Raw genomic sequence first — 12,822 nt, forward strand, 5'->3', positions numbered from 1 at the left:
TTTATGGAACTTCCGTTATTGTTAGAATCCTTTTGATAATGGAATTGGTGCTGATATCCTCACTGATGGCATCAATCGTAAGATGAAGTCTATGTTTGACGATTTCTGGAAAATATCGTTGAATATCTTCTGGGATCACAAATGTCCTTCCTTCTAAAAGAGCATTGATGCGACTCACTTTTAACAAGGCGATGCTTGCTCTAGGGCTCACTCCGTGAGATAGATAATTTTTTAAATCATTATCAGAGATTGATTCCGGTCGAGTATTCCTTGTTAAATGGACTATATAGGAATATAATTTCGGATCTACGAATACATGGTTTGAAATTTCAGAAATTTTTTGAATCTCTTTTGGTTTTAATGTTTTGTTGGGGTTTTTCTTTTCGAAATTTACATTTCCGTGTTGGTGTAAGATTGCTACCTCATCATCAAATTTTGGATAACCTACGTTCACTTTAAATAAAAATCGATCTAATTGTGCTTCTGGGAGTGGATATGTGCCTTCTTGGTCGATTGGGTTTTGAGTGGCAATGACAAAAAAAGGTGGTGGAAGGTCGAAGGTTTGGTCAGCAATGGAGACTTGTCTTTCTTCCATACATTGTAAAAGTGCTGATTGTACTTTTGCAGGTGCGCGGTTGATTTCGTCAGCTAACAGAACGTTAGTGAATATTGGCCCTTTTCTTATTTCAAATGTTGAATTTTTTGGATTAAAAATATTCGTTCCAATCAAATCAGCAGGTAATAGATCTGGGGTGAATTGTACTCTTGAAAATTTAGCGTCAATGATGGAGGCTAGGTTTTTTGCTAGTAAAGTTTTTGCAAGTCCTGGCATACCTTCTAATAATATGTGACCGTTTGCAACTAGTCCCACAAACAGGGAATGGATGACATCATCCATTCCCGAGATGGATTCTGCTAATTCCGACCGAATCAATTTGATTTGATCGGAAATTTCTTTGATTTGTTCTTTATCTATTTGCATTGGGAAGCAGTCATTTTTGGCATTGGTTTATCGATCATGTAGTATTCTGTTTTACCACCGATTGTCCAACATCCCATTTTTCTTCCTTGAGGTTCTACTGGTCCTTTGCCCAATTCTCTACCATCTTCTGAGTATTCCGTTGCATCTTCTGTTGAACGAATCACCATTCTTTTTTTTCCTGAAGGGTAAAAATAAGTGAATGGGATACTCGGTTTATAATTTAATTTTAAGTCTTGTAACTCTTCATCAATTTTTACGAGAGAGAAAAACAATTTACCTTCTCCTAAAATTTTACCTGTTTGGTCATAGACTTTTGCAGACTCCAACATACTCTCATTGGCCATGTTTCCATGATAGGCAACTTGTCCGTTTTTATAAAAGAATTTCCATTCTCCAGTTCGAGTATGTTTTCTTGTTCCAGTACCAAAAAGTTTCCCATCGGGATAGTATTCCTTCCAAGTACCGGTCCTTTCGTATTTGATGTCTAAGTTTTCAGAATTTTCTTTTTTGGAATAATTTCCTTCTGCTAATATATTTCCCTTATTTCCAAACATCTTCCAAAGACCATTACGTACATCGGCAGAATAATTTCCTTGCGATTCAATGGCTCCGTCTTTGTAATAATTGATTTCGATTCCGTTCTTTAATCCATTTGAATAGGAAACTTTTGTTTTGATTCCGTTCCCATCAGCACCAACAAAATGGTAAGTCCAATCACCATCTTCTTCGTTATCTTTGAAGCCACCTTTTTCGATCCATTCCCCTTTGTTATTTTTACGATAATAAGGGCCATTTTTTTTGTCATCGACATAGGTAGTTTCAGATGTTACATTCCCTTGTTTGTCGAAAGTTTTAGCGATTCCTTCTTTTTTTCCGTCGATCCATGGAGTTTCCGCAATGTGTCTTTGTGGATTTTCAGGATCTGGTTTTTTCCATATTCCTGTTTTTTTTCCATCTATGTATTCGCCAACTTGGTCAAGTGTGGATTTAAACTTTGGATTTTCGGCAGTGGATCCAGGTTGCTCGAATTGGATATATTCTTCCCAAATTCCATGTTTCGGTAGAGATTTGATTTTTGGAGGCGCAAATTTTGAAACTTGGTCTTCTGAACATTTTGCTCCTCCACATTCCGCTTTCACTTCTCCTACCGCTCGAATCCCGCCTGAATTTTTAAATCGCTCTGTTCGGATCCATTTACCTTTTGTGAATTTTAGTTCAAATTCTTGGTCACCTGATCCATCTTTTATTGATGCACCAGAACATTGGATCATCAATATTGTGATCATTAAAATATAAAATTTTGAATTCATGTTTCTATCCTGTCAAAGAGATGTGCTCGTTTCAATTTATTAACAGATAATAATTCGTTCGCAATCGCTATTTTGCCACCTGTCAATTTTTCTGAGAAAAATCGTGGAGGTAGGATATGAAATGCACCCTCCCCCTTTACATATAAAATTTCTCCATTTAAGGATGTGAGTTCACATTCCAATAAAACTTTACGTTTTGCCTTTTTGATAGGCCATGCACGGATTAATAATTCTGTTTCAACTGGGGTCGCTTTGTGGAATTTGAAACTCATTGTATCAGTCATTACGATGTAACCTAAGTGAAAACAGAGTCCTCCCATCGCCTCGTCTAACATGGTTGATAATATCCCACCGTGAACAAAACCCGGTGCGCCATTATATAATTTTTTAAAGTTGTAAGTAAAATTGACTTCACCTGTTTCGTCGTGGAATGTAAAATCTGCTACAAGTCCAAGTGGATTTTCTTTTCCACATCCAAAACAAGTGTCATGGTGAATTTCATATCCATGTCTAGATGGATTTTCGATGGGTGAATTCATTAAGTTTCCTTTATGTTATGATCATTCAAAAATTGGCGGATGACATGCGCTACTTTCTCTGGGTGATCCATGTGTAAGTGATGACCACCACTAAGAATCACTTCGGTTAAATTTTTGACAGCAGATTTTCTACCGGGGAAAGCATTTGCAATTGGGAAATTTGATTTGTCGCCTAATAATAGTAATGTTGGGCAATCTATTCGCTCACAAAAGGAAATCACTTGTTCCTCTGTGTATCGGAAAAAAGAATTAAAGTGGAGTCTAATATCTCTTCTTGGTTTTAACCCTCGTGGTGTTTTTTCAATCCCTCTATCCATGAGTATTGATGCAGATTCTTCATTCATGTCTCCTGCTTTTAGTCTGATAGTAACTGCAGATTCCATATCGGGGAAATAGGTTTCTTTTTTCCCTCTTGGGTGTAGAATTTGTTTGATTGCTTCTGTCATGATATCAGGTGCAGATTGCGAAACGTTTGTTAAAGGACCAAGAGCTTCGATTAGAATCAATTGTTTAAGTTTTAATAAATTTGTACCGGCAACTAACGTAGATATAGCGGCTCCCATGGAATGTGCCATAAGTATAAAATTTTCCAAACCTAATGCCTGTGTTATGGATACGATTTCGAGGGCATATTCAGTAAAGTAATAAACTGAGTTTTCAGGTTTATGGCTGGATTTACCATGGCCTGGAAAATCGATTGAGATAAATCTATATTCTGGGAAAAAATTTGCAAGTGGAGCGAAACTGTTCGCGTTATCAAGCCATCCGTGGAAACATAAAATCGGAGTTCCTTGCGGATTCCCCCACTCCAATCCCTCGATTGAGTGGAATTTAGTGCGAATCGAAATCGGCAACATTATCATAGAGTTTTTCTAAAGCATTTGATTGTAAACATTTATCTTAGTGAATTAGGCTTGATTCTTTAATTTACTATGATTGTATTTTTGTTATGTTTTTAAAACAATGGATCTGCTTTTTTTTTCTGTTGATCTTCCCTCTAATGGGCCAGTCCAAATCACAACATCCATGTGAATCTCTAATCGATTGTGATAAAAAAGCTGACTTAACATCCATCCACAGAAAAAAAATTACTCTTTTGACAACTGGAATCAATGAGTTTGGAAAGGATGAAACGGTTCAAAGTCTGCTTCCTTTGTATTTGAAACGATCAAAATCAACTCTATTAGAAGCCAATGGTGAAACAGGATACACTGGGGAAATTGTTTTAAAAGTGAGTCATAAACCAGAATACAGAATTGGCCAATTCAAAAAAGCAGAAGCAGACCTTTCCTTTATTGAAAAGAATTTGTCCTTTTGTTCCCCCGAGCAAATGAAAGAATATCACCTATTAAAGGAAATGTTAGACAATTCTAAATGATAAACTCCTATCGATTCATTTTTCTGAGCTTATTGTTCTTTGGTTGTGCTCAACTTTCTCGAGAGGATCAACTCCAAGCTGAATGTGAGACAAATAGAAGAAATGGTTATCTCTATATGATACCAATTTTACAGAGACATACAACCAGCGGAGCAACAGAAACCAATTCACTGGTATGGGTAGGTAATACAGAAATTGGTTACCGAAAGTGTAGTTCCGAAGCAAAAAAAAATCAGTGGAATTTAAGATCTAACTGATAGATCATTGACTTCCTCTTGAATCAGTCTTGATCCGGCTCTAAAAGTCAAATAACTCCAGACCCAGCTAATGAGTGTGCTCATTTTATTTTTAAATCCAACTTGGTAAACCAAGTGAACAAATAACCAGCCGAACCAACCAATGATACCTTTTAATCGAAGGGCTCCAAATTCCGCTACTGCATCTGTTCTCCCAATCGTTGCCATATTCCCTTTATCAAAATACTGAAAAGGAATTGTTTTTTTACCTTTATCAATTGATTGGATGAGTTTTGCAACATACCTTCCTTGTTGCATGGCAACTGGTGAGACACCTGGTAAAGGCCTATTCAAACCTTTGCTAAAATTTGCGGCATCACCTATGACAAAAACGTCGTTATGGTCTATAGATCGACAGTATTCATCTACAAGGATTCTGTTCGCCTTGTCTTTGTTAATCGATGTTTTTTTGGCCAAATCGGATCCTTCGACACCTGCTGCCCAAATGATTGTTTTGGATTCAATGGTCCTATCTTTTAAAACAACACCTGAATCGGTTATGTCTAAAACTGGAGAATTTGTCAAAACTTCAACTCCCCTACTCTCTAACTTTTTTTTAGTGAATTGACTTGAAGATTCGCTAAATGCATTTAATAGTTTTGGTCCTGCTTCAATTAAAGTAACTTTCGTCATTCCTGAATCGATATTTCGGAAATCTTTCCGAATGATATTATGTGATAATTCTGCAATTGAGCCTGCTAATTCAACTCCAGTTGGGCCCCCACCAATAATTACATAGTGCATCAAACTTTTTGATGTTTCGTAATCAGCGATTAACTCCGCTTGTTCGAAGGATAATAAAATTTGTCGTCTGATTGCCAAGGCATCCTTAAGATTTTTTAAACCCAATGTTTTGTTTTGCCATTGCGGGTTTCCAAAATAACTGGTTTTAGCTCCGGTTGCCATAACTAGGTAATCATAAGATTCTGTATAATTCTGAAATTTTACTTCTTTGTTTTTGAAGTTGATATCTGTTACTTCACCAAAAAGAATTTTAACGTTTTTGTATTTGGTAGTGATTGATCTTGTTGGGATTGCGATATCAGCTGGTGATAAAACTGCAGTTGCAACTTGGTAAAGTAATGGTTGAAACAGATGATGGTTTTTTTTGTCGATAACCAATACTTCAAAGTTTTTGTCGTTTGCGAGTGTTTTTATGACTTGTAGTCCACCGAAGCCTGCGCCTATGATCACAACTTTCTTTTTGTTTTGAGACACAATTATACTCCTAGGAATTTTAAAAAACCAACGGAACAGTTTTCTACTAAATCTTGAACTGATTCAAAATCACGTTCGTTTCCGTAATACGGATCTGGAACAATACTAACTCCGTTATCTGTTCGGAAACTTCCGAATTTCATTACTTTTTTTCGCGTTGGTTCGTCACTTATTAGACTGATAACTTCGCGAAAGTTGTTATCATCCATAACAAGTAAATAATCAAAATAGTCCAAATCGTTTAACTTCAATTTTCGTGAGCGGTGAGTCAGGTGAATTCCACGTTTTTGTGCTACTTTTCTTGTTCTAGGATCTGGTAATTCTCCATCATGATAACCAGAAGTTCCACATGAATCAATTTCGAAAAAATTTATTTTGTCTTCTTTTTGAACTAAACTTTCAAATGCTCCCTGTGCTGCTGGAGATCTACAAATATTACCCAAACATATAAACAATACTTTGATTTTATTTTTCATTTAATTTAAATAGTAAATATACTTTTTGCCAGTTTCTTTTAGCCATTTTTCTGAAATTTTATAGTTTGGGTTTTGCGATTTTACAATTTCCCAAAATTTTCGAGAATGGTTATGTTCAATTGTGTGAGCAATTTCATGCAGAATAATGTATTCAATTATGGAGATAGGACAGTGGACTAAACTTAAATTAATCGATAATTCATTTTTGGAATTACAACTTCCCCATAAAGATCTCATGGTTCGGATGGAGATTTTTTTGACTTTAGTTTTTAGATTTGATTCAAATTTTACCATGATTGGTTCAATTATTTCAAGTAACATTGCCTTGAGATACTGTTTTGATTTTTTTATTTTTAAGGATTCTGTTTTTTCATTTCGAATATTGAATCCATTTTTAGAGTCAAAAAAAGTATTTTTGTCGTTTAAATATATTTGATACATACTCCCAAAGATGTGAATAGACTCTCCCTCTTCAAATTTTAAGGTTTTTGGAATATCATTGGGAATTTTTTTAAGTTTGGTTAGTATCCAATCTTGTTTTTCGGCTAAAAAATTTTCTAATTGTGACTTAGGAATTCTAGCAGGATGTTTTAATACCACTCTCCCATTTTGGTAAACGGTTAACGAGATGTTTCTTCCTTTAGTGATTTTCCTTTCTACTTCAATTTGATTCATTGGTGTCAATTTTTTCTTTTACCGGTGATTCTTTTACTTCTGATTGAGATTTGCCTTCATTCCAGTCTACTTTATTTAGAACGCCGAATTCGATTGAAAAATCTTTTATATTGATATGGGATTTAAATCCTGAAACTAAGTTGGAAGTTAAGTCAGAGACAGTTAATCCTCCTTGGGATGTGAATCTGCCTTCAGAAAAAAAACGGCGATGGTTGATTCTTAAATAACTCAACCAGTTGGGGTAAAATTTGTATCCTAACTCAATTTTTGAAGCCCAACCTAATCCATAATTTTCTGAGAAAAAATTAATGGATCTTTGAACATGGAAATCTCTTGTTTTAATTCTTCCAATGGAAGGCATAAAACTAAAGTCAAAGTAAAAATTGTTTTTAGAATATCGATACCCACCACCATAAAATAACTCCCATAAATCATTTGAAAAACTGAGCCCTAATCCAATAGGCCCATAGAAAATTGGAGTAGTTTCGATGTATTGGTTCACATCATAAAAAAGGTATTTAAAATAGGAATATCGGACTCCTGTTGAGAGGAAAAACCCCGAACCTTCACTCCAATGATCTGGATTTGCATTTTGAAAATAGTACCTACCATAAAATTCGACTCTATTTTCTACTACCGTCGATTTTCCTTTTCCATCTGCAAAGTTTCTGCTTCCAGAATACACTGTAGCTGAATCGCGGTAACTCCATTCTCTAGTCGCAATATTCGTAGTTTTTTCGGTTGAAACTGTCCCTAATAAAAAATCTTCATCTCGAGCTTCGCCTGATTTCTGATTCCATCCAGTAGTTTTCAAATTTCCGCTAATTTCCCAGTTGTCTTTAATATATATCCCTTGAATTCCAAATAGTGTAAAAGTCCTTGGAAATGAAATCCGTGAGCCTCCGCGAATTCCTGAAAGATTTGGGAACTTGTTTCCAGTTTCAAAAATATATTCTCCTCCTGATTTTTCGATCGTCGGTCCCCAGATGATTTCGGCGCGAATTTCGGAAACAAACAAAAGGCAGATAAACAAAATTGGAGAAAATTGCGAAAATTTTGGCACCAACTTAGAATGTAAATTACCTTAATGTTGTAAATTCGTAAATTGTAGTGATGAAGATCTTTTGGTGGGTCAGAAATCCTGTTCGATGGATTTCCATAAAATAGTGAGCATGGAGGGGGTGAAATGATTTCACCCTTAGGAGACATAATTAAATTGACAATAACTGCGAAATTACGATCTTTATGGTAGGTTATGGGAAACTTCGATACAATATTTGATTTGGAAGAAGCCGCAAAATTTGTAGGACTAGATCTTGAAGATTTTCAAAATAGAGTCTCAAATTTAAAAGTGCCTGGTTGGAAAACCGGAGAATTTAAACAGTCGATCCTATTGAAATATTTTGAATCTTCAAACATGGAAGGATTTGATAGTAGTGTGATCGCCGTATCAAATCAAAAAGGAGGGGAGGGGAAAACCACGATTAGTTTATATTTAGCAGAGGCTCTTTCTGAAAATCACAAAGTGCTTCTCATTGATTGGGATCCTCAAGCCAATGCGACCCATCTTTTTTTGCGAGATGAGATTCCTTCTATTATGGATTATTTAGGATATCGCGGAAAAAAATCCAAAAATATTGAACCCATCATACGAAATATTTCTAATAATTTTGATTTGTTACCTTCCAATTTAGAACTCGCCAATTTAACCACACCGTATGAAAGAGATGATTTCGAATTGTTAAAAGAAGCAATCCTACCTTTGCGATCTAGATATGAATATATAATTATTGATTGCCCTCCATCCTTAGGTCTAATTTTGGAAAATGCATTAATCTGTGCTGATTATATTCTGGTTCCCATTCAGACCAGAGCTTTTAGTCTCCAGGGAATTAAAGATTTATATGAAACGATCCAAAAAATACAGAGAAAAGCAAATCAAAGATTAAGACTATTAGGTGCTGTTCTCAATCAATATGAAGGTCAAAAAGCACTTGCTGGTTTAGCCGAAGGGGTTAAAAAATATTTCCCAGTTTTTGAAACAGTGATTCAAAGACGAGAATCGATTCCGCAAGCGCAAGCAAAGATGAGTCTTCTCTCGAAAATTGACCTAACAACGATGAAAAACTTTCGAGAATTAGCAACCGAAGTTAAAGGGAAAATTTATGTCGAAAAAAACTGAATTCCAAGCTTTAGATTTAATATCTGCCTATTCTGAAAAAAAGAAAAATCCGTCTCATCTTGAATTGAATCAAATTTTTCCCAATCCTACTCAGCCACGGCTCATCGGTAGAGAAGATACTTCAGATTTAGTGCCATCCATGGAAAGGCTGGGATTGATTGAACCTATTTTGGTTAGGAAGGATAAGGGTAAGTATTTAATTGTCGCTGGTGAAAGAAGGTATCGAGCAGCATTAAAACTTGGATGGAAGGAAATCCCGGCTATTATAACGGACGCGAATGAAGATGTTTGTTATGAAATGTCATTAGCCGAGAATGAAAAGAGGAAAAACTTAAATCCATGGGAAGTAGGTAAAGCGATTCAGTATTTAAGGAAAGAAAAAAAGAAAACTGCAGACGAAGTTTCTGTACTTTTGGGTTACAGTGAACGATATGTAAAACAACTTAGCAGTATCGCTCGATTGGATCAAAAATCAGTAATGGAATTGATCATCAGCGGGAAACCTCTTTCTGTTAAAAATTTGGAAGATTTATTGAAACGGAAAGAAAATAGAGGGGGTGAAACGATTTCACCCCGAATTGGCATGAGCCAAAATAAAATAAGTATTAACGTTGGAAAACTTAGCACCAAAGTTAGAGAAAATTTTCTAAAAGAATTAACTTCTTTAAAGAAAAAGTACGGTATCAGCGATTAGAGGGAATATGAAATCAATTTTAAAATTAAAAACTATAGATGATATCGAAAAGGAACTATCGATAATTATTGAGTGCGAAAAGAAACAAAAGTCAGATATTACATTGTCTCAAATTTTTGATTTTTTGGCTGAATCTATAGAACTATCAATCCAAGGAATCGGATATATTACAAAGAGAACAACGGTTAACAAACTTTTAGGGAAGTATAAGTTTGCGAAACTAATCTCTAAAGGCCATTATACAAAAACAAATCAGATACCTGGGTTCCCGCCGAAAGATTTGGGTGACCCAGAATCTGCACAGTTAAGATTAAAAACATCTCTGACGGCATTTAAGTTGCATTCAGGGCCATTTGCTGAGCACCCAGTTTTTGGAGGTCTCGACAAAAAACAGTGGGAAAAGATTCACGGAATTCTTGCTTCTTTTTTGTTCGGTTACATACAGCTGTTTGGTGATGAAAAGTTGCGGTTTGTTAAAGATAGAGAGAACAAAAAAGAAAGAAATTATTCTGATAAAAAACAAAACCAAAACCATCACCAGAATAAAAAGGAAGCGCATGGAGAGACCAAACCAAGTGGTCACAATAGCCGAAAATGGAAAAATAAGAAAAAGTCTCATTATAAGGGAAATAAAAATCAAGGAGGTGGGCCTAAATGAAAATAACTTTAGTATGTGGAAGTCATAGAAAAAATTCTCAGTCTTTAAAAGTTACAAAATTTTTATCAGCAATTTTTGAAAAAAAAGGAATTGAATCAAACCTTATTGATTTAGGAAATTCACCCCTGCCAATTTGGGAACCAGGTATGTGGGAAAAAGATTCTGAAATAAAGAAATTTTGGAAAGAATACAGCAAAGGAATTTTAGAATCCGATGCATATATTTTTATCACTCCAGAATATGCTGGAATGGCAAGCCCAGCATTAAAAAATTTCTTTTTATATTTATCTGGTGGAGATATTTCACACAAACCAGGCCTCATTGTAACAGTCTCGAGTGGAATGGGTGGAAGTTATCCAAATGCGGAATTACGAATGTCGAGTTACAAAAACACGCGCATAGTTTATATTCCAGATCATGTAATAGTAAGACATGTGGAAACTCTTTTGAATGCGGATTCTCCTGAATCAAAAGAGGATGAATACATTCGGAATCGATTGACTTATGTTGTAAATGTATTAATCGAGTATGCTAAAGCATTTACAACGATTAGGTCAAGTGGCGTGATTGATATAAAAACTTACCCTTTTGGATTGTAATTGCTACAAAAATAGGGATTCCAACATTTAATAAAAGTGTAAATAAATATCCAAATATAGGTCCACCAAATGTATAGGGATCAACGCTATGCATAAAATGGATAATGAATGGATGTAGAAGAAAAATAAAAATACTCTGGTTTCCTATAAAATTAAAAAGTTTAGTGATCGATGTATTCATTTGGTCTAAGTGATTCCAAAGGAAAAACATGATGAAAATTGGATATATTGTGTGGTGATTCTTTAAATCTACTACATATAAATGACTAAATACTATTAGTAGTACAAAAAAAACGGAAAAAAAAGCAGATAAGATATATTGGGAATGATTGGAATGAAGCGTTTTGGTATCTTTAGAATTTCCAATTTGAATACCTAATACAAAGAAAAAGATATAATTGAGTATTGAAATGGATTGGTAATTTTTTGGTAAATAATCATCAAAAAACCCAAGGTTAGAAACTGTGTTGATAATGAACGAGAGTAACAGTATCCAGTATTTATAAGTTTCTTTCGTGAAAACCGAACTAATTAAATAATACAATAGATAAAATTGAAGTAAGAGAGGTACGAAATAAAATGGTGTGAATACCTTTCCAAAGAAATAAAACTCTAAAAACTCGAATACACTATAATCCTTGTATTTGATCCAATAACCTAAAATCGAAAAGATTGTATATGGTAAGATCAAATGTTTGATTTTTGAATTCCAATATCCATTTTTTTTCCTTAAAAAAATGGCTGAGGTTAAAATAAAAATTGGGACAGAAAAACGAGCTAAATTTGACAAAAGTAATGTATTCTGAATGGTAAATGAATCTGCAGGATGAAAGAATTGGAAGTAGGAATGAATATGGATCATCACAATTCCCGTCATGGCAAACCCTCGTAAAATATCGAAGCGAGTCTCACGTTTTTCTTTTGAATGATTCGGAGCTGGCCAATCCAATGGAATTTTGAAACAGTAAAATGTTATCACCACCATTCCAGCTAGTATGATCCCTAATAGTTCCCATTCCATATTCAAAACGTCCTTTTAGAGCATTTTCATTTTATATTTCAGGGAGAAAAGGAAAATGAATTCAGATTTTAGGCAAAATAGCCAAAAATAGATATAGGAGTCACTATTCTATGAGCAAACTCAACATTCCACCCAATCAAAGGATTTTTAAAGAAGGTGAGTTGAATAATGCTATGTACATCATTTTACAAGGAAACGTTGAAATTTTTTTCACCGTGAACAATAGCCAAACGCGTTTGGCACTCATGAAACCGGGAGACTTCTTTGGCGAAATGGCTCTTTTTAGTTCTAATCCAAGAAGCGCCACAGCAAGAACCATTACGAACTGTGAGTTGGCTGTGATTGAAAGTAAACAACAGCTAGAGAATTTTTTAGTCAAAAATCCAAAATTTGCAGCAAAAATGGTTTCGATTATGGCAGATCGATTGGCAAAAACAAATGAATTATTGATTACTAGTATGGAAAAATCAGTAGCGAAGAAAATCGAATTTAGTACGGAGTTAGGGAAAGATTTAAAAGCAGATTTATGAAATAAATAAACTAACCATAAATAGAAGGTAAGTTTTTTTTGGTCAAAGTAATTTCTAGTATAGGAGCATAACTCAGTAAATTTTTTAAGTTCACTATATGACCCTCTGCCAATAAAAATTCTTTTAAAATCTCTAAGGTTTCATCTGGAGGAAGACTAGAGATATTCGGGTATTCTGGATGGCCAACCAAATTGAGTTCAAAGGCTAAATTTGGATCTTCTAAGTCTTTTTCTTCTAAAGTGAGTAATTGTTTCCAATCCATAA

16 protein-coding genes are annotated in these 12,822 nt (G+C 34.7%); 6 read left to right on the top strand and 10 right to left on the bottom strand.

The window, feature by feature from the left end; genetic code table 11:
* Nucleotide 1 precedes the first annotated feature (1 nt).
* From LEPBI_RS17150 to LEPBI_RS17165, 4 genes are read right to left on the bottom strand one after another with little or no spacing between them, the layout of a single operon-like run.
* The gene (locus tag LEPBI_RS17150) at nt 2-976 is read right to left on the bottom strand and encodes an AAA family ATPase (protein WP_187148110.1); all 975 of its coding nucleotides are present in this window, start codon (nt 974-976) and stop codon (nt 2-4) included.
* Nucleotides 973-2,292, bottom strand: coding sequence for an LIC20035 family adhesin (locus LEPBI_RS17155; protein ID WP_012476493.1), 1,320 nt, complete (start codon nt 2,290-2,292; stop codon nt 973-975). Before LEPBI_RS17155 ends, LEPBI_RS17150 begins: the two co-directional genes overlap by 4 nt.
* Complete coding sequence (locus tag LEPBI_RS17160; RefSeq protein ID WP_012476494.1) at nt 2,289-2,831, bottom strand: PaaI family thioesterase; 543 nt, start codon at nt 2,829-2,831, stop codon at nt 2,289-2,291. The genes LEPBI_RS17155 and LEPBI_RS17160 overlap by 4 nt, the downstream gene beginning before the upstream one ends.
* Complete coding sequence (locus tag LEPBI_RS17165; protein ID WP_012476495.1) at nt 2,831-3,694, bottom strand: alpha/beta fold hydrolase; 864 nt, start codon at nt 3,692-3,694, stop codon at nt 2,831-2,833. The genes LEPBI_RS17160 and LEPBI_RS17165 overlap by 1 nt, the downstream gene beginning before the upstream one ends.
* 137 nt (nt 3,695-3,831) lie before the next feature.
* On the opposite strand from LEPBI_RS17165, the gene LEPBI_RS17170 reads away from it, so the two are divergent.
* On the top strand, nt 3,832-4,209 hold the full coding sequence (locus LEPBI_RS17170; protein ID WP_226992966.1) for a hypothetical protein: 378 nt from the start codon (nt 3,832-3,834) through the stop codon (nt 4,207-4,209).
* Nucleotides 4,210-4,451: 242 nt separating this feature from the next.
* Here LEPBI_RS17170 and LEPBI_RS17180 read toward each other — a convergent pair whose 3' ends face one another.
* The 4 genes from LEPBI_RS17180 to LEPBI_RS17195 are packed head-to-tail and all read right to left on the bottom strand — an operon-like array spanning nt 4,452 to nt 7,940.
* A complete protein-coding gene (locus LEPBI_RS17180) occupies nt 4,452-5,726 on the bottom strand; it encodes an NAD(P)/FAD-dependent oxidoreductase (protein ID WP_187148111.1) in 1,275 nt (424 codons plus the stop codon).
* The gene (locus tag LEPBI_RS17185) at nt 5,726-6,199 is read right to left on the bottom strand and encodes a low molecular weight protein-tyrosine-phosphatase (protein WP_012476499.1); all 474 of its coding nucleotides are present in this window, start codon (nt 6,197-6,199) and stop codon (nt 5,726-5,728) included. Before LEPBI_RS17185 ends, LEPBI_RS17180 begins: the two co-directional genes overlap by 1 nt.
* Complete coding sequence (locus tag LEPBI_RS17190) at nt 6,200-6,874, bottom strand: M48 family metallopeptidase (RefSeq protein WP_012476815.1); 675 nt, start codon at nt 6,872-6,874, stop codon at nt 6,200-6,202.
* A complete protein-coding gene (locus LEPBI_RS17195) occupies nt 6,861-7,940 on the bottom strand; it encodes a putative porin (protein WP_012476501.1) in 1,080 nt (359 codons plus the stop codon). Before LEPBI_RS17195 ends, LEPBI_RS17190 begins: the two co-directional genes overlap by 14 nt.
* Before the next feature lie 189 nt (nt 7,941-8,129).
* Here LEPBI_RS17195 and LEPBI_RS17200 point away from each other — a divergent pair, with 189 nt between their 5' ends.
* The 4 genes from LEPBI_RS17200 to LEPBI_RS17215 are packed head-to-tail and all read left to right on the top strand — an operon-like array spanning nt 8,130 to nt 11,007.
* Nucleotides 8,130-9,056, top strand: a complete 927-nt coding sequence (locus tag LEPBI_RS17200; RefSeq protein WP_012476502.1) for a ParA family protein — start codon at nt 8,130-8,132, stop codon at nt 9,054-9,056.
* Nucleotides 9,040-9,750, top strand: a complete 711-nt coding sequence (locus tag LEPBI_RS17205; protein ID WP_012476503.1) for a ParB/RepB/Spo0J family partition protein — start codon at nt 9,040-9,042, stop codon at nt 9,748-9,750. The genes LEPBI_RS17200 and LEPBI_RS17205 overlap by 17 nt, the downstream gene beginning before the upstream one ends.
* 7 nt (nt 9,751-9,757) lie before the next feature.
* Nucleotides 9,758-10,408 carry a DUF1569 domain-containing protein gene (locus LEPBI_RS17210; RefSeq protein WP_012476504.1) on the top strand — a complete coding sequence of 217 codons (651 nt, stop codon included), beginning with the start codon at nt 9,758-9,760 and terminating at the stop codon, nt 10,406-10,408.
* Nucleotides 10,405-11,007 carry an NADPH-dependent FMN reductase gene (locus LEPBI_RS17215; RefSeq protein WP_012476505.1) on the top strand — a complete coding sequence of 201 codons (603 nt, stop codon included), beginning with the start codon at nt 10,405-10,407 and terminating at the stop codon, nt 11,005-11,007. The genes LEPBI_RS17210 and LEPBI_RS17215 overlap by 4 nt, the downstream gene beginning before the upstream one ends.
* On the opposite strand, the gene LEPBI_RS17220 is transcribed toward LEPBI_RS17215, so the two are convergent.
* Nucleotides 10,958-12,028, bottom strand: coding sequence for an acyltransferase family protein (locus LEPBI_RS17220; RefSeq protein ID WP_226992967.1), 1,071 nt, complete (start codon nt 12,026-12,028; stop codon nt 10,958-10,960). The genes LEPBI_RS17215 and LEPBI_RS17220 overlap by 50 nt on opposite strands.
* Before the next feature lie 110 nt (nt 12,029-12,138).
* On the opposite strand from LEPBI_RS17220, the gene LEPBI_RS17225 reads away from it, so the two are divergent.
* Nucleotides 12,139-12,558 carry a Crp/Fnr family transcriptional regulator gene (locus LEPBI_RS17225; RefSeq protein ID WP_012476507.1) on the top strand — a complete coding sequence of 140 codons (420 nt, stop codon included), beginning with the start codon at nt 12,139-12,141 and terminating at the stop codon, nt 12,556-12,558.
* Nucleotides 12,559-12,568: 10 nt separating this feature from the next.
* On the opposite strand, the gene LEPBI_RS17230 is transcribed toward LEPBI_RS17225, so the two are convergent.
* A complete protein-coding gene (locus LEPBI_RS17230; protein ID WP_012476508.1) occupies nt 12,569-12,820 on the bottom strand; it encodes a hypothetical protein in 252 nt (83 codons plus the stop codon).
* Nucleotides 12,821-12,822: the final 2 nt, after the last annotated feature.

This window comes from Leptospira biflexa serovar Patoc strain 'Patoc 1 (Paris)' (assembly GCF_000017685.1).
GTDB lineage: Bacteria > Spirochaetota > Leptospiria > Leptospirales > Leptospiraceae > Leptospira_A > Leptospira_A biflexa.